20 protein-coding genes and 1 riboswitch are annotated in these 18,898 nt (G+C 60.5%); of the genes, 17 read left to right on the top strand and 3 right to left on the bottom strand.

The window, feature by feature from the left end; all coding sequences use genetic code 11:
- Window positions 1–9 precede the first annotated feature (9 nt).
- Window positions 10–942: a pyrimidine-specific ribonucleoside hydrolase RihA gene (gene rihA / locus EDY99_RS02670; RefSeq protein ID WP_033642165.1), complete on the top strand. Its 933-nt coding sequence runs from the start codon at window positions 10–12 to the stop codon at window positions 940–942.
- 147 nt (window positions 943–1,089) lie between these two features.
- Window positions 1,090–1,794, top strand: a complete 705-nt coding sequence (locus EDY99_RS02665) for an FMN-dependent NADH-azoreductase (protein WP_123061443.1) — start codon at window positions 1,090–1,092, stop codon at window positions 1,792–1,794.
- A gap of 40 nt (window positions 1,795–1,834) precedes the next feature.
- Here EDY99_RS02665 and EDY99_RS02660 read toward each other — a convergent pair whose 3' ends face one another.
- Window positions 1,835–2,317, bottom strand: a complete 483-nt coding sequence (locus tag EDY99_RS02660) for a zinc ribbon-containing protein (RefSeq protein WP_025301844.1) — start codon at window positions 2,315–2,317, stop codon at window positions 1,835–1,837.
- A gap of 285 nt (window positions 2,318–2,602) precedes the next feature.
- Between EDY99_RS02660 and leuS the strand changes: the two genes are divergently transcribed.
- From leuS to lipA, 13 genes are all read left to right on the top strand, one after another.
- Complete coding sequence (leuS, locus tag EDY99_RS02655) at window positions 2,603–5,185, top strand: leucine--tRNA ligase (RefSeq protein WP_042783845.1); 2,583 nt, start codon at window positions 2,603–2,605, stop codon at window positions 5,183–5,185.
- A gap of 14 nt (window positions 5,186–5,199) precedes the next feature.
- Window positions 5,200–5,760: an LPS assembly lipoprotein LptE gene (gene lptE, locus EDY99_RS02650; RefSeq protein ID WP_049242706.1), complete on the top strand. Its 561-nt coding sequence runs from the start codon at window positions 5,200–5,202 to the stop codon at window positions 5,758–5,760.
- Window positions 5,757–6,791: a DNA polymerase III subunit delta gene (holA, locus tag EDY99_RS02645; protein WP_047572366.1), complete on the top strand. Its 1,035-nt coding sequence runs from the start codon at window positions 5,757–5,759 to the stop codon at window positions 6,789–6,791. Before lptE ends, holA begins: the two co-directional genes overlap by 4 nt.
- Window positions 6,781–7,443 carry a nicotinate-nucleotide adenylyltransferase gene (gene nadD / locus EDY99_RS02640; RefSeq protein WP_015376938.1) on the top strand — a complete coding sequence of 221 codons (663 nt, stop codon included), beginning with the start codon at window positions 6,781–6,783 and terminating at the stop codon, window positions 7,441–7,443. Before holA ends, nadD begins: the two co-directional genes overlap by 11 nt.
- A gap of 194 nt (window positions 7,444–7,637) precedes the next feature.
- On the top strand, window positions 7,638–7,955 hold the full coding sequence (gene rsfS / locus EDY99_RS02635; RefSeq protein WP_004940001.1) for a ribosome silencing factor: 318 nt from the start codon (window positions 7,638–7,640) through the stop codon (window positions 7,953–7,955).
- A 3-nt stretch (window positions 7,956–7,958) separates the two neighbouring features.
- Window positions 7,959–8,429 carry a 23S rRNA (pseudouridine(1915)-N(3))-methyltransferase RlmH gene (gene rlmH / locus EDY99_RS02630; RefSeq protein WP_004940002.1) on the top strand — a complete coding sequence of 157 codons (471 nt, stop codon included), beginning with the start codon at window positions 7,959–7,961 and terminating at the stop codon, window positions 8,427–8,429.
- 38 nt (window positions 8,430–8,467) lie between these two features.
- Entirely contained in the window at window positions 8,468–10,363 is a 1,896-nt protein-coding gene (gene mrdA, locus EDY99_RS02625) for a peptidoglycan DD-transpeptidase MrdA (RefSeq protein ID WP_033642160.1), read from the top strand.
- A gap of 8 nt (window positions 10,364–10,371) precedes the next feature.
- Window positions 10,372–11,484 carry a peptidoglycan glycosyltransferase MrdB gene (mrdB, locus tag EDY99_RS02620; RefSeq protein ID WP_004940006.1) on the top strand — a complete coding sequence of 371 codons (1,113 nt, stop codon included), beginning with the start codon at window positions 10,372–10,374 and terminating at the stop codon, window positions 11,482–11,484.
- A gap of 10 nt (window positions 11,485–11,494) precedes the next feature.
- The gene (gene rlpA / locus EDY99_RS02615; protein ID WP_033642159.1) at window positions 11,495–12,580 is read left to right on the top strand and encodes an endolytic peptidoglycan transglycosylase RlpA; all 1,086 of its coding nucleotides are present in this window, start codon (window positions 11,495–11,497) and stop codon (window positions 12,578–12,580) included.
- Between the two features lie 180 nt (window positions 12,581–12,760).
- Complete coding sequence (dacA, locus tag EDY99_RS02610) at window positions 12,761–13,972, top strand: D-alanyl-D-alanine carboxypeptidase DacA (protein ID WP_004940010.1); 1,212 nt, start codon at window positions 12,761–12,763, stop codon at window positions 13,970–13,972.
- Between the two features lie 104 nt (window positions 13,973–14,076).
- Window positions 14,077–14,343 (top strand): DUF493 family protein YbeD, encoded by a 267-nt coding sequence (ybeD, locus tag EDY99_RS02605; protein WP_004940012.1) that lies wholly within the window; start codon window positions 14,077–14,079, stop codon window positions 14,341–14,343.
- Between the two features lie 134 nt (window positions 14,344–14,477).
- The gene (gene lipB / locus EDY99_RS02600) at window positions 14,478–15,146 is read left to right on the top strand and encodes a lipoyl(octanoyl) transferase LipB (protein ID WP_033651147.1); all 669 of its coding nucleotides are present in this window, start codon (window positions 14,478–14,480) and stop codon (window positions 15,144–15,146) included.
- Window positions 15,139–16,104: a lipoyl synthase gene (lipA, locus tag EDY99_RS02595; RefSeq protein WP_004940018.1), complete on the top strand. Its 966-nt coding sequence runs from the start codon at window positions 15,139–15,141 to the stop codon at window positions 16,102–16,104. The genes lipB and lipA overlap by 8 nt, the downstream gene beginning before the upstream one ends.
- Before the next feature lie 93 nt (window positions 16,105–16,197).
- Here the strand turns inward: lipA and tatA are convergent, their stop codons facing one another.
- Entirely contained in the window at window positions 16,198–16,413 is a 216-nt protein-coding gene (tatA, locus tag EDY99_RS02590; RefSeq protein WP_004940019.1) for a Sec-independent protein translocase subunit TatA, read from the bottom strand.
- Window positions 16,414–16,631: 218 nt separating this feature from the next.
- Here tatA and EDY99_RS02585 point away from each other — a divergent pair, with 218 nt between their 5' ends.
- Window positions 16,632–17,699 carry a diguanylate cyclase gene (locus EDY99_RS02585; RefSeq protein ID WP_123061442.1) on the top strand — a complete coding sequence of 356 codons (1,068 nt, stop codon included), beginning with the start codon at window positions 16,632–16,634 and terminating at the stop codon, window positions 17,697–17,699.
- A 1-nt stretch (window position 17,700) separates the two neighbouring features.
- Here the strand turns inward: EDY99_RS02585 and EDY99_RS02580 are convergent, their stop codons facing one another.
- The gene (locus tag EDY99_RS02580) at window positions 17,701–18,129 is read right to left on the bottom strand and encodes a GNAT family N-acetyltransferase (RefSeq protein ID WP_033651145.1); all 429 of its coding nucleotides are present in this window, start codon (window positions 18,127–18,129) and stop codon (window positions 17,701–17,703) included.
- 83 nt (window positions 18,130–18,212) lie between these two features.
- Window positions 18,213–18,275, top strand: a riboswitch (Fluoride riboswitch).
- A 78-nt stretch (window positions 18,276–18,353) separates the two neighbouring features.
- Between EDY99_RS02580 and crcB the strand changes: the two genes are divergently transcribed.
- The gene (gene crcB / locus EDY99_RS02575) at window positions 18,354–18,737 is read left to right on the top strand and encodes a fluoride efflux transporter CrcB (protein ID WP_004940022.1); all 384 of its coding nucleotides are present in this window, start codon (window positions 18,354–18,356) and stop codon (window positions 18,735–18,737) included.
- Window positions 18,738–18,898: the final 161 nt, after the last annotated feature.

The raw sequence follows: 18,898 nt of genomic DNA, 5'->3' as shown, positions 1-18,898 counted from the left end.
AGAAAGAACATGCCCCGCCCTATTATCATCGATTGCGATCCCGGCCTCGACGACGCCATCGCGCTGGCTATGGCGCTGCGCTCGCCGGAGCTGGACGTCAAAGCCATCACCACCTCCGCCGGCAACCAGACGCCGGAGAAAACCCTGCATAACGCGCTGGGTCTGTTGACCCTGATGCAGCGCGAGGACATCCCTGTCGCCGCCGGCGCCGCTCGCCCGCTGATGCGCGAGCTGGTGATCGCCGACTATGTCCACGGCAAAACCGGCATGGGCAACACCCACCTGCCGACGCCGGCCCTCAAACCCGATCCCCGCGGCGCCGTCGAGCTGATCGCCGACCTGCTGCGCGCCAGCCCGCAGCCAATCACCCTGGTGGTGACCGGCCCGATGACCAACATCGCCCTGCTGTTGGCCCAGCACGCCGAGCTGAAAAGCCGTATCGAGCGCATCGTGTTTATGGGCGGCGGCATGAATGCCGGCAATACCACGCCGGTCGCGGAGTTCAATATCTTCGTCGATCCCGAAGCCGCCGAGATGGTGTTGAAATCCGGCGTGCCGCTGACCATGGCTGGGCTGAACGTCACCCATCAGGCGCTGGTGCTGCCGCAGGATATCGAGCGCATTCGTCAGATAGCCAATCCGGTCGCGCAGGCGGTGGCGGAGATGCTCGATTTTTACCTGCCGCTGTATCTCAGCCACCCGCGCGGCCTGCCTGGCGCGGCGATGCACGATCCCTGCACCATCGCCTGGCTGCTGGCGCCGCAGCTGTTTACCGGCGTTGAACGCTGGGTCGGTGTGGAAACCAAAGGGGAATACACCGTCGGCATGACGGTGGTGGACTATTTCCAGCAAACCGGCAACGCGGCCAACGTGGAAGTGCTGACCGGCATCGATCGCGCAGGCTTTATCGATCTGCTGGCCGAGCGCGTCGCGCGTTATTAATCCTCTCGGGGCGCGCTCGCGCCCTCATTCAACTTTTTTGATTTAACTCAGCGAATTTTTGCGCTATCACTGTTGATGGCTTGCCTCTACCATGCGTTTACACCGATTGACATCGTTACCAATTACACTTCGCCTGGAGATAAGCCAATGAGCCGCGTACTGGTCCTGAAATCAAGTATTCTGGGTGAATATTCCCAGTCTGGAAAATTAGTCGATTTTTTTGTTGAACAATGGCGTGAAGCTCATCCGGAAGACACTTTCACCGTGCGCGACTTGGCCAACCCAACGCTGCCGGAGCTGGATGGCGAAGTGATGGCCGGCTTTACCGCCGGCGACAAACCGTTGACGCCGCATCAGCAAAGCACCCTGGCGCTGTCCGATGAGCTGATTGCCGAGCTGAAGTCGCACGACACGCTGATCATCAGCGCCCCGATGTACAACTTCAACATCCCGACGCAGCTGAAGATCTACTTCGATCTGATCGCCCGCGCCGGTCAGACGTTCCGCTACACCTCCGCCGGCGCCGAAGGGCTGGTGACGGGCAAAAAAGCGATCGTCATCTCCAGCCGCGGCGGCATCCACGCCGACACGCCGACGGATCTGATCACCCCGTACGTGAAGCTGTTCCTGGGCTTTATCGGCATCACCGACGTTGAGTTCGTGCTGGCGGAAGGCTTCGCCTACGGCCCGGAAGCGGCGGAGAAAGCCGCCCAGGACAGCCGCCTCGCGGTCGCGCAGAAAATCCCGGCCGGCGTCGCCGTCCCGGCCAGCGCACCGGCGCCGGCAAACGTCGCCCAAGAAGCCGTCAGCGGCGGTTTCCTGAGCAACCTGCTGAAGAAACTGTTCCGTTAACGGTAAACGTCAGCGTTCCCCGCCGCGGCGGGGGACGTCATCAGGGTTCAAATGGCCGACGCTGGAACTGGTCGTGACCGCATTTCGGGCAAAGCGGCAGCACCTCCGGCGTGTAGAACGCCAGGTGGTAATGGCACTGCTCGCACACCAGATTGCCCAGCCCCACCACTTCACCGCTGTGGTACACGCCGTGGTGGCTGACATCCTTGAACACCTCGCGCCACTCCAACTGGGTTTTATCGGTAATATCCGCCAGTTCCTGCCACAGGCTCTCCTTAATCACCCGCATAAACACGCTGTCGGTAAACTCGTCCCGGCTTTCCTGATAGCTGCGGGCGAACTCTTCCAGATCGCGCCGCACCGCCTGCGTCACCTGCCGCACCTCGTCGCGCGTCAGATCTTCGGCCTCGTTCAACCGCCGCTCCGCGCTGGCCACCAGTTCGTCGATATCGCGTTCGCCGTTTTTCAGACGTTCGGTCAGCGATGCCACCAATTCGCGGTAATACTGAGCAACCTTGTTCATAGACTCTCCTCGATAAACGCTGCGCCGGACTTGGCCATGGGGATACCCTTAAGCTACTTGTTCTTATTTTAGCCGTAAATGACTGATGTCACTTGGCAAGACGCGGGATCCGCAGGTTGTGAGCCGCGTCATGGCGGCGTTTTTTTTAAATGCGCCGAGTCAGGCGCTTGGAGTTGTTGCCGGGAGGTCTTATCAGCTATGCTATGCGGATCTACGAATACTAAATGTTCATTGCGTTGCCTCTGACCGGGGCAACGGTTTACACCTACAGGACCACCGGCCGCCATGCAAGAGCAATACCGTCCAGAAGACATAGAATCGAACGTACAGCTTCACTGGCAAGAGAAGCAGACTTTCAAAGTTACCGAAGACGACAGCAAGGAAAAGTACTACTGCCTATCCATGCTGCCTTACCCGTCCGGCCGACTGCACATGGGCCACGTTCGTAACTACACTATCGGCGACGTGATCTCGCGCTATCAGCGCATGCTGGGCAAAAACGTACTGCAGCCGATCGGCTGGGATGCGTTCGGCCTGCCGGCGGAAGGCGCGGCGGTGAAAAACAACACCGCGCCGGCCCCGTGGACCTACGACAACATCGAATACATGAAGAACCAGCTGAAACTGCTGGGCTTCGGCTACGACTGGGATCGCGAAATCGCCACCTGCCAGCCGGAATACTACCGCTGGGAACAGTGGTTCTTCACCAAGCTGTATGAAAAAGGCCTGGTCTACAAGAAGACCTCGGCGGTGAACTGGTGCCCGCACGATCTGACCGTGCTGGCCAACGAACAGGTTATCGACGGCTGCTGCTGGCGCTGCGACACCAAGGTCGAGCGTAAAGAGATCCCGCAGTGGTTCATCAAAATCACCGCCTACGCCGATCAGCTGCTGAACGATCTGGACACGCTGGAAAGCTGGCCGGAGCAGGTGAAAACCATGCAGCGCAACTGGATTGGCCGCTCCGAAGGCGTGGAAATCACCTTCGACGTGGCTGGCAGCGAAGAGAAGCTGACGGTTTACACCACCCGTCCCGACACCTTCATGGGCGCCACCTACGTGGCGGTCGCCGCGGGCCACCCGCTGGCGCAACAGGGCGCACACAACAACCCGGCGCTGACCGACTTCATCGACGAATGCCGCAACACCAAAGTGGCCGAAGCCGAAATGGCGACGATGGAGAAGAAAGGCATGCCGACCGGCCTGTTCGTTGTCCATCCGCTGAGCGGCGAGAAGCTGCCGGTGTGGGTCGCCAACTTCGTGCTGATGGAATACGGCACCGGCGCCGTGATGGCGGTGCCGGCGCACGACCAGCGCGACTGGGAATTCGCCACCAAATATGATTTGCCGATCAAACCGGTGATCCTGAACCTCGACGGCAGCCAGCCTGACGTGAGCGCCGAAGCGATGACTGACAAAGGCGCGCTGTTCAACTCCGGCGAGTTTGACGGTCTGGACAACGAAGCGGGCTTTAACGCCATCGCCGACAAACTGGTCGCCAAAGGCGTCGGCCAGCGCAAGGTCAATTACCGTCTGCGCGACTGGGGCGTTTCCCGTCAGCGTTACTGGGGCGCGCCAATCCCGATGGTGACCCTGGAAGACGGCACCGTGATGCCGACGCCGGAAGATCAGCTGCCGGTGATCCTGCCGGAAGACGTGGTCATGGACGGCATCACCAGCCCGATCAAGGCCGACCCTGAGTGGGCGAAGACCACCGTCAACGGCCAGCCGGCGCTGCGCGAAACCGACACCTTCGACACCTTTATGGAGTCTTCCTGGTACTACGCGCGCTATACCTGCCCGCAGTACGACCAGGGCATGCTGGATCCGGCCGCCGCCAACTACTGGCTGCCGGTCGATCAATATATCGGCGGCATCGAGCACGCCATCATGCACCTGATGTACTTCCGCTTCTTCCACAAGCTGATGCGCGATGCGGGCCTGGTGGATTCCGATGAGCCGGCCAAGCGCCTGCTGTGTCAGGGCATGGTGCTGGCCGACGCCTTCTACTACACCGGCAACAGCGGCGAGCGCGTCTGGGTATCCCCGGTTGACGCCACCGTCGAGCGCGACGACAAAGGCCGCATCATCAAGGCCACCGATCCGCAAGGCCGTGAACTGGTCTATGCTGGCATGAGCAAAATGTCGAAGTCGAAGAACAACGGCATCGACCCGCAGGAGATGGTGGAAAAATACGGCGCGGACACCGTGCGTCTGTTCATGATGTTCGCTTCACCGGCAGAAATGACGCTGGAGTGGCAGGAATCCGGCGTGGAAGGGGCTAACCGCTTCCTGAAACGCGTATGGAAACTGGCCTACGATCACGTGGAAAAAGGCGCGGTGCAGCCGCTGGACGTGGCGTCGCTGAACGAAGAGCAGAAAGCGCTGCGCCGCGATCTGCACAAAACCATCGCCAAAGTGACCGACGATATCGGCCGCCGCCAGACCTTCAACACCGCGATCGCCGCCGTGATGGAGCTGATGAACAAACTGGCCCGCGCGCCGCAGGAGAGCGAGCAGGATCGCGCGCTGCTGCAGGAAGCGCTGCTGGCCGTCGTTCGCATGCTGTATCCGTTTACCCCGCACGTGTGCTTCGCCCTGTGGCAGGCGCTGGGCGGCGAAGGCGACGTGGACACCGCGCCATGGCCGGTTGCCGACGAGCAGGCGATGGTCGAAGACTCCAAGCTGGTGGTGGTGCAGGTGAACGGCAAGGTTCGCGCTAAAATCACCGTATCTGCCGATGCGACCGAAGAGCAAGTGCGCGCGCGCGCTGCCGAAGAGCATCTGGTGGCTAAATATCTGGACGGCGTCACGATTCGCAAAGTGATCTACGTTCCGGGCAAACTGCTTAACCTGGTTGTGGGTTAACACAAGGAGGAGTTGTGCGACAACGTATTCTGACGCTGTTGCTGGGGTTGGCGGTGCTGGTCACCGCCGGCTGCGGTTTTCACCTGCGTGGCACCACGCAGGTGCCTAATGAAATGAAAACGCTGATCCTGGACAGTTCGGATCCTTATGGGCCATTGACGCGCGCGGTGCGTGAGCAACTGCGTTTGAACGCCGTGACCATCGTCAGCGATCCGAAGCGTAAAGACGTGCCTTCTCTGCGCATCGTCGGCGCGACGGAAAGCCAGGATACCGCCTCGATCTTCCAGGACGGTAAAACCGCCGAGTATCAGCTGGTGCTGACCGTGCAGGCCCAGGTGCTGCTCCCGGGGCACGACCTGTATCCGCTGTCGGTGAAAGTGTTCCGTTCGTTCTTCGACAACCCGCTGACCGCGCTGGCCAAAGACTCCGAGCAGGAGATCATTCGCCAGGAAATGCGTGAGCAGGCGGCGCAACAGCTGGTGCGCAAACTGCTGACCGTGCACGCGGCGGAAGAAGAAAACCGGCAAAAAGCCGCTGCCGTCGGCGAACGAGCGGCAAGCCAAACCGCACAATGATCCGCATTTATCCGGAACAACTTGCCGCGCAGCTCCGAGAGGGGCTGCGCGCTTGTTATTTATTGAGCGGCAATGAACCGCTGCTGCTGCAGGAAAGCCAGGATCTGCTCCGGCAGGCCGCGCAACAGCAGCAGTTCAGCGAGCACTACAGCATTTCCCTCGACGCCCATACCGACTGGGACGCCATCTTCGGCATCTGCCAGGCGATGAGCCTGTTCGCCAGCCGCCAGACGCTGCTGCTGATTTTCCCGGAAAACGGCCCAACGGCGCCGATCGGCGAACAGCTGACCAAGCTCGCCACCCTGCTGCACGAGGATATTCTGCTGATCCTGCGCGGCCCGCGCCTCACCAAAGCGCAGGAAAACAGCGCCTGGTTCAAGGCGCTCAGCCCGCACGGCGCCCTCGTCAGTTGCCAGACGCCGGAGCAGGCACAGCTGCCGCGCTGGGTCGCCACGCGCGCCAAGGCGATGAAGCTGGAGTTGGACGACGCGGCCAATCAGCTGTTGTGCTACTGCTACGAAGGCAACCTGCTGGCGCTGTCGCAGGCGCTGGAGCGGTTGTCGCTGCTGCACCCGGACGGCAAGCTCACCCTGCCGCGCGTCGAGCAGGCGGTGAACGACGCCGCCCACTTCACGCCGTTCCACTGGCTGGACGCCTTGCTGGCCGGCAAGAGCAAGCGCGCCTGGCATATTTTGCAGCAGCTGCAGCAAGAGGACGTCGAGCCGGTGATCCTGTTGCGCACCCTGCAGCGCGAACTGCTGCTGTTGCTGACGCTGCAGCGCCGCATGGCGTCCGCGCCACTGCGCACGCTGTTCGATCAGCACAAGGTCTGGCAGAACCGCCGCCCGCTGGTGACCCAGGCGCTGCAACGCCTGTCCAGCGCCCAGCTGCAGCAAGCGGTACAGCTGCTGACGCAAATCGAGCTGACCCTCAAGCAGGACTATGGCCAGTCGGTCTGGCCGGAACTGGAAACCCTGTCGATGCTGCTGTGCGGCAAACCCCTGGCCACGAGTTTTACCGATGCCCACTAATCCGGAACACCCCACCGTATTGCACGCGCTGTTTGGCGGCACCTTTGATCCGATCCACTACGGCCATCTGCGGCCGGTGGAGGCGCTGGCCGCCGAAGTAGGCCTGAATCGCGTCACGCTGCTGCCTAACCACGTGCCGCCGCACCGCCCGCAGCCCGAGGCCAACGCACAGCAGCGCTTGAAGATGGTCGAGCTGGCGATCGCCGGCAATCCGCTGTTCGCGGTCGACGATCGCGAACTGCATCGCACCACCCCCTCCTACACCATCGAGACGCTGGAAACGATTCGTAAAGAGCGTGGCGCCGCCCAGCCGCTGGCGTTTATTATTGGCCAGGACTCGCTGCTGACGCTGCATAAATGGCATCGTTGGCAGGCGCTGTTGGACGTCTGCCATCTGCTGGTGTTGGCGCGCCCGGGCTATAACGATCGCATGGACACGCCGGAACTGCAGCAGTGGCTGGAACGTCATCGCACCGCCGACCCGGCGCTGCTCAGCCGCCGCCCGCACGGCCATATCTATCTGGCCGATACGCCGGAGCTGGAAATTTCCGCCACCGAGATCCGCCAGCGCCGCCATCAGGGCCTCAACTGCGACGATCTGCTGCCGCGCCCGGTGCAGCGCTATATCGAGTTGCAGGGTTTATATCGCTAGCGAAAGGTGCGTGATATACTGCGCCGCTATTTTTCAGGTATCCGCTGAAAACCCCGGAAACCTTAGCTGGCCGGGCAGTCACCAGTTAGCTGGCTTTCAGCGGCAGCCTGCCGAAACCTTTATCCGGTTACGCCGCGGCGCGCGCATTTTGCCCGCCGCAGCCGACTGAACAGAACACACCCGAGGGGGAACCTTTGCAAGGTAAAGCGCTCCAAGATTTCGTCATCGATAAAATCGATGACCTCAAAGGCCAAGACATTGTCGCTCTGGACGTACAGGGCAAATCCAGTATCACCGATTGCATGATCATCTGCACCGGCACGTCGACTCGCCACGTGATGTCGATCGCCAGCCACGTGGTGCAGGAATCCCGCGCCGCGGGCATGGAACTGTTTGGCATGAAAGGCCAGGAAGCCTCCGACTGGATCGTGGTCGATCTGGGCGAAGTGATCGTGCACGTGATGCAGGAAGAAAGCCGTCGCCTGTACGAGCTGGAAAAACTCTGGAGCTAAGCGGTGAAACTGCAATTGGTGGCGGTCGGCACCAAAATGCCAGACTGGGTGCAAACCGGCTTTATGGATTATCTGCACCGCTTTCCCAAAGATATGCCGTTTGAGCTGACCGAGATCCCGGCCGGCAAACGCGGCAAAAACGCCGACATCAAACGCATTCTGGACAAGGAAGGCGAACAAATGCTGGCGGCGGTGGGCAAAGGCAACCGCATCGTTACGCTGGATATCCCAGGCACGCCGTGGGAAACGCCGCAGCTGGCGCAGCAGCTTGAGCGCTGGAAGCAGGATGGCCGCAACGTCAGCTTGCTGATCGGCGGCCCGGAAGGGCTGGCGCCCGCCTGCAAAGCCGCTGCCGAGCAGAGTTGGTCGCTTTCTCCGTTGACACTGCCGCATCCTTTGGTGCGCGTCCTGGTGGCCGAAAGCCTCTACCGCGCCTGGAGTATTACTACAAATCATCCTTACCACCGGGAATAGCCGGTGGTGACCGTGACAGAGTGAAATAAAGCAGCGGGATGAAAATAGAACGTAACCCTTTTCGCGACTATACGGCTGAATCCGCCCTGTTTGTACGCCGCGCCCTGGTGGCGTTCTTGGTCATCCTGGTGCTGTCCGGCATCCTGATCGCCAACCTGTATAATCTGCAAGTGGTCCGCGTCGAGGATTACCGCACCCGCTCCAACGAAAACCGCATCAAGCTGGTGCCCATCGCGCCCAGCCGCGGCATTATCTACGATCGCAACGGCACTCCGCTGGCGCTCAACCGCACCATTTATCAGCTGGAACTGATGCCGGAAAAGGTCGACGATCTCAAAGCCACGCTGCAGGCGCTGCGCCCGGTGGTCGACTTGACCGATGACGACATCACCAATTTCGAAAAAGAGCGCAAGCGCTCGCGCCGTTTCGTCTCCATTCCGGTGAAAACCGCGCTGACCGAGGTGCAAGTCGCCCGTTTTGCGGTCAATCAGTTCCGCTTCCCGGGCGTGGAAGTGAAAGGCTACCAGCGCCGCTACTACCCCTACGGCTCCGCCCTCACCCACGTCACCGGCTATGTGTCCAAGATCAACGATCGCGACGTCGAGCGGCTGGACAAAGACGGCAAACTGGCCAACTACGCCGCCACCCACGATATCGGCAAGCTGGGCATCGAACGCTATTACGAAGACACGCTGCACGGCAAAACCGGCTATGAAGAGGTCGAGGTCAACAACCGCGGCCGGGTGATCCGCCAATTGCACGAACAGCCGCCTTCCGCCGGTCAGGACGTCTACCTGACGCTCGATCTTAACCTGCAGCGCTATATCGAACAGCTGTTGGTCGGCAGCCGCGCCGCGGTGGTGGTGAGCGATCCGCGCACCGGCGCCATCCTGGCGATGGTCTCCAACCCGAGCTACGATCCGAACCTGTTCGTCGACGGCATTTCCAGCAAGGACTATCAGGGGTTGCTGAACGATCCGAATCGCCCGCTGATCAACCGCGCTACCCAGGGGGTCTACCCGCCCGCCTCGACGGTGAAGCCTTATATCGCGGTGTCGGCGCTGAGCGCCGGGGTGATCACCAAAAACACCGTGGTGTTCGATCCCGGCTGGTGGCAATTGCCCGGCTCGGAAAAACGCTTTCGCGACTGGAAGAAATGGGGCCACGGCCGCCTGAACGTCACCAAGGCGCTGGAAGAGTCCGCAGATACCTATTTTTACCAGGTCGCTTATGACATGGGGATCGATCGGCTGTCGACCTGGCTGACCAAATTCGGTTACGGCCAGTACACCGGCATCGATCTGTCCGAAGAGCGCTCCGGCCTGATGCCGACGCGCGAATGGAAGCAGAAACGCTATAAAAAACCGTGGTATCAGGGCGACACCATTCCGGTAGGCATCGGCCAGGGTTACTGGACCGCGACGCCGATCCAGATGGCCAAGGCGCTGAACACCCTGATCAACGACGGCACCGTCAAAACGCCGCACCTGCTGCAGAGCACACGCATCAACGGCGCGCTGGTGCCGTTCAAACAGGAAGAAAACACGCAGATCGGCGATATTCACTCCGGCTTCTGGGAAATTGCCAAAGACGGCATGTACGGTGTGGCCAACCGTCCGAACGGGACGGCGCGCAAATACTTTGCGGACGCACCTTATAAAGCCGCGGCGAAATCGGGTACCGCACAGGTATTCGGCTATGAAACCTACAACGCCCACAAACTGGCGGAGCACCTGCGCGATCACAAACTGATGACCGCCTTCGCACCGTTCAACAACCCGACGGTGTCGGTTGCCATCATTCTGGAAAACGGCGGCTCCGGTCCGGCGGTGGGGACCATCACCCGCCAGATCCTCGACCACATTCTGCTGGGCGACAACAATACGCAATTGCCAAGCGAGGCCCCGCTGCCGCCTGGCGTAGAAGGTGACTAAGGTAGAACATGACTGAAAGCCAACAAAAAGGCTCGATCTGGACCAAAATCCACATCGACCCGACGTTCCTGCTGCTGATCCTGGCCCTGTTGGTCTACAGCGCCTTCGTGATGTGGAGCGCCAGCGGCCAGGACATCGGCATGATGGAGCGCAAGATCGGGCAGATCGTCATGGGGCTGATCGTGATGGCCGTCATGGCGCAGATCCCGCCGCGCGTGTACGAAAGCTGGGCGCCCTATCTGTATATCTTCTGCGTGATTTTGCTGATCCTGGTGGACGCCTTCGGGCAGATCAGTAAAGGCGCGCAGCGCTGGTTGGATCTCGGCGTAGTGCGCTTCCAGCCGTCGGAAATCGCCAAGATCGCCGTGCCGCTGATGGTGGCGCGCTTTATGAACCGCGACGTCTGCCCGCCTTCGCTGAAAAACACCGCCATCGCGCTGGTGCTGATCTTCCTGCCGACGCTGCTGGTGGCCGCGCAGCCGGATCTGGGCACCTCTATCCTGATCGCCGCTTCCGGCCTGTTCGTACTGTTCCTGTCCGGCATGAGCTGGAAGCTGATCGCCGTCGCCGCCGTCGCGCTGGCGGCCTTCATCCCGGTGCTGTGGTTCTTCCTGATGCACGGCTATCAGCGCGACCGCGTCATGATGCTGCTCGATCCGGAGAGCGACCCGCTCGGCGCCGGTTATCACATCATTCAATCCAAGATCGCCATCGGCTCCGGCGGCCTGTCCGGCAAGGGCTGGCTGCACGGCACCCAGTCACAGCTGGAGTTTCTGCCGGAGCGCCATACCGACTTTATCTTCGCCGTCCTGGCCGAAGAGCTGGGGCTGATCGGGGTACTGGTGCTGCTGGCGCTTTACCTGCTGGTGATCATCCGCGGGCTGATGATCGCCGCCAAGGCGCAAACCACCTTTGGCCGCGTCATGGTCGGCGGCTTGATGCTGATTTTGTTCGTTTATGTCTTTGTTAACATCGGTATGGTCAGTGGCATTTTGCCGGTAGTTGGCGTACCTTTGCCTCTGGTCAGTTACGGGGGTTCGGCGCTGATAGTGTTGATGGCCGGTTTCGGCATCATCATGTCGATCCACACGCATCGGAAAATGCTGTCTAAAAGTTTATAAGAGGTGAGTAATGCGTAAGGAATGGCTTTGGATCGGCGTCGCGGCGGTGTTGCTCTCCGCCTGTACCGCCCCGACCACGGAACAGCAAGCCCCTCCGCAGCCGTACAACGGCCCGGTGGTGGAAATCGGCGGCGTCGAGCCTCAATATGAACCCTATAACCCTAATAACATGCAGGATTATAAGGTTAATGGCGATACTTACCGCATCGTAAAAGATCCGCAGAACTTCTCGCAGACCGGCCTGGCGGCCTGGTATGGCGAGGAGGCCAACGGCAACACCACGGCGCTGGGCGAGCAGTTTGACCCCAACGGCCTGACGGCGGCGCATCCGACCCTGCCAATCCCAAGCTATGTGCGCGTCACTAACCTGGCCAACGGCCGTCAGCTGGTGGTGCGCGTCAACGATCGCGGGCCATATACCAAGGGCCGCATCATCGATCTGTCGAAAGCCGCCGCCGACCGCCTCAACCTGTCCAACAACACCAAGGTCAAGGTAGATTTCATCAACGTGGCGCCGGACGGCACGCTGAGCGGCCCCGGCACCATCGGCACCATCGTGGCGAAACAGAGCTACGCCCTGCCGGCGCGCCCGGATCTCGGCTCCAGCGGCATGGGCACCCCTATTCAGCAGGAGGCGCCGATCGCCAGCGGCGCGGCGGTGCGCCCGATCGATAACAGCACCCTGCGCACCGACGACAACAGCGCCCCAGCTGCCGGCGGCAATGCCGCCAACGGCCGCAGCGGTTTCCTCGGCGCGCCGAGCGCGGTGCCGGCCGGGGTGCTGGAAGGTTCCGAACCTGAAGCCGCCGCGGTGGCCGCACCGGTCGCGGCCGGCGCTGCGGCTGTCGGCACGGCTGCCGCCGCCTCTTCCGGCGGCTACGTGGTGCAGGTCGGCGCGCTGAGCAGCGCCGAACGCGCCCAGAGCTGGCAACAGAGCCTGAGCCAACAGTTTGGCGTCCCGGGCAAAGTGGCGGCCAACGGCAACGTTTACCGCGTCCAGCTTGGCCCGTTCAGCAGCCGTCAGCAGGCGGCTCAGCTGCAGCAACGCCTGGCGAGCGAAGCGCAACAACAGTCTTTCGTTACTGCTGCACCCTGAGCGTTAAGCCCGGCGGGCATTCACGGCCGATAAGCGGTTATTTAGCTGAAACATTTTCTTGCAGCTAAAAGGGCACTAACCGCAATTAGTCAGATGAATGGGTAATGCCTGCCGGGATCGCATCTGCTATAGTGTGGCTCGTTTTTTAACTTTACTTTCACGGATGTTGTAGTCCCGATCATGAAACAAGTAACTTCTTTTCGCTTAATCAAAAGCATCGCCCTCGGCACCGTTATCGCAATGAGCGCAGCCTCCGTTGCGCACGCCGATGACGTTAACATCAAAACCATGATCCCAGGTGTCCCGCAGATCGATGCGGAAGCGTACATCCTGATTGATTACAACTCCGGCAAGGTGCTGGCCGAGATGAACGCCGATGCGCGTCGCGATCCGGCCAGCCTGACCAAAATGATGACCAGCTACGTCATCGGCCAGGCGCTGAAAGCGGGCAAAATCGGCCAGGACGATCTGGTGACCGTCGGCCAGGACGCCTGGGCGACCGGCAACCCGGTGTTCAAAGGCTCCTCGCTGATGTTCCTGAAGCCGGGCGATCGCGTGCCGGTCTCCAAACTGACCCGCGGCATCAACCTGCAGTCCGGTAACGACGCCTGCGTGGCGATGGCCGACTACGTCGCCGGCAGCCAGGACGCGTTCGTCAACCTGATGAACACCTACGTCAGCAAGCTGGGCCTGCAGAATACCCACTTCCAGACGGTGCACGGCCTGGATGCGCAGGGCCAATACAGCTCGGCGCGCGACATGGCGCTGATCGGCCAGGCGCTGATCCGCGACGTGCCGGAAGAATACGCGATCTACAAAGAAAAAGAGTTCACCTTCAACAATATCCGCCAGATGAACCGCAACGGTCTGCTGTGGGATAACAGCCTGAACGTCGACGGCATCAAAACCGGCCATACCGACGCGGCGGGCTACAACCTGGTGGCTTCGGCGACCGAAGGCCAAATGCGCCTGATCTCCGCCGTGATGGGCGGCCGCACCTACAAAGGCCGTGAAGCCGAAAGCAAGAAACTGCTGACCTGGGGCTTCCGCTTCTTCGAAACCGTGGCGCCGCTGAAAGTCGGTAAAGAGTTCGCCTCCGAGCCGGTCTGGTTCGGCGATGCCGACCGCGTTGAGCTGGGCGTGGACAAAGACGTCTACCTGACCATTCCGCGCGGCCGCATGAAAGACCTGAAGGCCAGCTACGTGCTGAACACGCCGGAAATTCACGCGCCGCTGGCGAAAAACCAGGTGGTGGGCAGCATCAACTTCCAGCTGGACGGCAAAACCATCGACCAGCGTCCGCTGGTGGTGATGAACGAAGTGAAAGAAGGCGGCTTCTTCAGCCGCATCGTGGACTACATCAAACTGATGTTCCACCACTGGTTCGGTTAACGGTTGAAACGGGCGAAATCGTCCCCATATAGTGAATAACACTAACTCCCGCCCCGGCGGGAGTTATACTTTATAGATTAGCTAGCACTCTGGAGCGCACGCACATGCAAAAAACTAAACTGAACGAACTGCTCGAATTCCCTTGCTCGTTTACCTACAAGGTAATGGGCCTGGCGCAGCCTGAGCTGGTTGACCAGGTGGTTGAAGTGGTGCAGCGCCATGCGCCGGGCGATTACAACCCGCAGGTCAAGCCAAGCAGCAAAGGCAACTACCACTCCGTCTCCATCACCATCAATGCCACTCACATCGAGCAGGTCGAAACCCTGTACGAAGAGTTGGGCAACATTGAAATTGTTCGCATGGTGCTGTAATTCCAGCATAAACCCCTGCTTATCAACCCGGGATGGCGCAGCGTCTTCCCGGGTTGCGCATTTTTGGTCAGCGAAAGGCTGGTCGCAGGCCGGAGCGCCCGGTATAATGGCTTTACCACTTCTGTAACCTGACGATGACTCTTTTGCAACCAGACAAGATCATTTTGCGTCAGCTGGGGTTGCAGCCCTACGCGCCTGTATCCCAAGCCATGCATAACTTCACCGACAGTCGTACCGAGACCACGCCGGACGAGCTGTGGCTGGTGCAGCATCACCCGGTGTTCACCCAGGGTCAGGCCGGCAAAGCCGAACACGTGCTGATGCCCGGCGACATCCCGGTTGTCCAGAGCGATCGCGGCGGCCAGGTGACCTACCACGGGCCGGGTCAGCAGGTGATGTACGTGATGGTCGATCTGAAACGCAACAAGGTCGGCGTACGTCAATTGGTCACGGCGATAGAAGATACGGTTATCAACACCCTCGCCCACTTCCGCCTCACATCGCGCGCCCGTCCGGATGCGCCCGGCGTGTACGTGGGGGAGCAGAAAATCTGTTCGTTGGGTTTGCGGATCCGCAAAGGCAGCTCATTCCACGGCCTGGCCCTGAATGTGGCGATGGATCTCAGCCCCTTCCAACGCATCAACCCCTGCGGTTACGCCGGTATGCAGATGACGCAGGTCAGCGCGCTGGCGCCCGGCGTTGGCATTGAAGACATACACCCAATCCTGGTACAGGAATTTGTTCATTTACTCGGCTACCAGACGGTCGAGCTTCGTAACTGGAACCTGCACGATTATGAGTAAACCAATTCAGATGGAACGCGGCGTCAAATACCGCGATGCTGACAAAATGGCGCTGATCCCGGTCAAAACGGTGGTCACCGAACGGCAGGAGCTGTTGCGTAAACCCGAGTGGATGAAGATCAAACTGCCTGCCGACTCAACGCGCATTCAGGGCATCAAAGCCGCGATGCGCAAGAACGGCCTGCACTCCGTCTGTGAGGAAGCCTCGTGCCCTAACCTGTCCGAGTGTTTCAACCACGGTACCGCCACCTTTATGATCCTCGGCGCCATCTGCACCCGCCGCTGCCCGTTCTGCGACGTGGCCCACGGCCGCCCGATCGCGCCGGACGCCAACGAGCCGGAAAAGCTGGCGCAAACCATCGCCGACATGGCGCTGCGTTACGTGGTGATCACCTCGGTTGACCGCGACGATCTGCGCGACGGCGGCGCTCAGCACTTTGCCGACTGCATCTCCGCCATCCGCGCCAAAAGCCCGAACATCAAAATTGAAACGCTGGTGCCGGACTTCCGCGGCCGTATGGACCGCGCGCTGGAGATCCTCACCGCCACGCCGCCGGACGTATTCAACCACAACCTGGAAAACGTGCCGCGCGTCTACCGCCAGGTGCGTCCGGGCGCCAACTACGAATGGTCGCTGAAGCTGCTGGAGCGCTTTAAAGAAGCGCACCCGGATATCCCGACCAAATCCGGCCTGATGGTCGGCCTGGGCGAAACCAACGCGGAAATCATTGAAGTGATGCGCGATCTGCGTCGCCACGGCGTGACCATGCTGACGCTGGGTCAGTACCTGCAGCCGAGCCGTCACCACCTGCCGGTGCAGCGCTACGTCAGCCCTGCCGAGTTTGACGAGATGAAAGAAGAAGCGATGGCGATGGGCTTCACCCACGCCGCCTGCGGCCCGTTCGTGCGTTCGTCTTACCACGCCGATCTGCAGGCCAAAGGGATGGAAGTGAAATAACGCGTAATAGTTTGTTACGCTATAGACGGCGGAAACGCCAAAAAACGGATGTCCGCAAGGCATCCGTTTTTTATTGCGCGCAGTCAGACGGGGTTAAACGTCTTTCTTTTCGACGCTCTGCTGAGCGGACTGGCTTTCGGCGGCGTTGTTGCCGGCGGCCGGCGGCGTGCTGTCATCGCCCACGGCTTTTTTAAAGCCTTTCAGCGCCGCGCCAAGATCGGCGCCGAGCGTACGCAGTTTGCTGGTGCCGAACAGTAAAATCACCAACACCGCAATCACCAGAAGTTTGGTAATGCTGATACCTTCCATACTCACCTTCTTATCATAGAGCGCTGCGTGAACAGCGAGAAAAACTGACCTTGCCTGCGAATATTTAGCGACTTTCCTTTGGCTCGCACAACCGCAACATGTAACAGAGTGAGATCGGTCGCAGTAATGCCACAGGGCCTCTGGACGTGAATCCCAGACTATTCTTAGTTTATCACCCGCATGATACGCTGCCATGATACTCATCAGGGAGATGCCGGATGTATATTGCCCCACCCATTTTCGATGCCCGAAAATCCGGCCTCAGCTTCGCCAAACGCACCTACCTGCCCCGCGCCGTCGGTCTGGGGCTCGGCTTTATCTGCGTCTGCGCCGCGCTCTATCCCCTGGCTCCGCCCGCGGCGGTCTGGCTATTGCTGGCCTTTCACGGGTTACTCTGGCCGCATCTCGCGTACCGCCTGGCCTGCCGCGCCCAAGATCCGTTCAAAGCCGAAATTCGCAACCTGCTGATCGACTCCGCTTTCGGCGGCTTCTGGGCGGCGATGATGGCGTTCAACGCGCTGCCCGCCATCGTCATCCTGTCGATGATGAGCATGAATAACATCGCTTCAGCCGGCAAAGCGCTGTTTGTAAAAGGATTGGCCATGCAACTGGCCACTGCGGCGTTCACCGCCGCGCTGCTCGGCTTCCCGTTTCACCCCTACAGCACGCCGTTGCAGGTCTATCTGTGCCTGCCGATGATCTACCTTTACCCGACGCTGCTCGGGCTGGTGACTTACCGCACCGCCAAGCGGCTGGCGGAAAAGAAACAGGAGCTGCAGCGCATCAGCACCCGCGATGGGCTGACCGGCTTATACAACCGTCGCCACTGGGAGCATCTGCTGCATCGCCAGTTCGACAGCTGCCGTCGCTACCAGGATAACGCCACGCTGATCCTGATGGATATCGACCGCTTCAAAACCATCAACGACACCTTCGGCCATGCTTTGGGAGATGAGGCCCTGGCGGCGCTGGCGGAAGAGCTGCTGATCGGCTTGCGTAACGTGGATATCGTCGGGCGCTACGGCGGAGACGAGTTTGGCGCGGTGCTGCCGAACACCAACGCCGAGCAGGCGGAAATCGTCCTGCGACGCATCCAGCAGCGGCTGGACGCGGTCAGCTTCAAGGAGGCGCCGCAACTGCGGCTGCAGATCAGCGCCGGCATCGCCAACTACCACCCCGCGTTGGGCGGCTATCTGGACTGGCTGAAAGCGGCCGACAGCGCGCTCTATCGGGCGAAGCAAAACGGCCGCAACCGGCTGGAAACGGCAGTGCCGCCAGGGGAGTAACTTACTGACTTAATAACTTGGCAAAATACTTCGGCGCTTCAACAAAGCCTTCGCGCAGGTAAAACGCATGGGCCCGCTCGCGGCGACTGTGGCAATGAACCTCCAACCGATCGCAGCCGCGACGGTGCGCCAACGCCTCTCCCTCCGCCAACAACCGCCGCCCCACGCCCGCGCCGCGCGCCCGATCGTCGACGCAAAAATAGCTGATGCGGCCAATGTCGCCGGCCAACGCCAGCTGCGGCAGGAAATGCAGCGACAACACGCCCAGCACTTGCGCCCCGTCCGCCGCCACCAGCAGCGCCTCGTCCGGGTGCGCCAACAGTTGCTGCATGCGCTGCGTCAGAAACGCCTCGGTGCCGGGATAGCCCAACGCCGTCATCAATTCGGCGATAGCGTGCCGGTCGCCCAGACGCGCCGCTCTGATTTCCATCGGTTTTACCTCGCAGGGGGTCGATACTACAAAATAGACGGCGTTAGGTGTAACATCCATCGGGTACGGTGAAAAAGGCCGTGCGGCACGCTGGAGATGACATTCCTCCCTAACCGCCTTCACAGGCTGATGATGTCTACGTAACCTCTCGGAGAGAGGCGCGTAGCGTTACGCCTGTCCCTTTCCGAGCCCGTGAATTTCTCTGTTTGAAAGGGAGTTGCCCCATGTTGAGTTCTTTACTGGCCGTCTTTATCGGCGGCGGCGTCGGCAGCGTTTTGCGCTGGGCGGTAAGCATGAAAATGAATCCGCTGAACGCCCACATTCCGCTAGGGACGCTGATGGTCAATCTGATCGGCGGTTTTATCATCGGTCTGGCGATGGCGATTTTCACCCGCATGACACACCTGGATCCCACCTGGAAACTGCTGATCACCACCGGCTTCTGCGGCGGCCTGACCACCTTCTCCACCTTTTCGCTGGAGGTGGTGTATCTGATGCAGGACGGCCGCTTCGGCTGGGCATTGGCCAACATGTTGCTTAACCTGGCCGGCTCGCTGGCGATGACGCTGCTGGCCTTCATGCTGGTGATGTGGGTCAACGGGCGCTAAGCCCTTAATGTTTCCTTAATCTTGCATGCGCATAATCTCATCCAGAACTCCTGACTGGATGAGAAATCGCTATGTTTAGCCTGCCGAAAACCACCGCCGAAGCGATCGCCGTTGCGCTGTGCGTGCTGATCGTCGCCGCCTTTATCAACGCCTACCTGTTC

The sequence above is a fragment of the Serratia sp. LS-1 genome (assembly GCF_003719595.1).
Taxonomy (GTDB): domain Bacteria; phylum Pseudomonadota; class Gammaproteobacteria; order Enterobacterales; family Enterobacteriaceae; genus Serratia; species Serratia ureilytica.
This window is presented reverse-complemented; position numbering and strand designations above follow the sequence as displayed.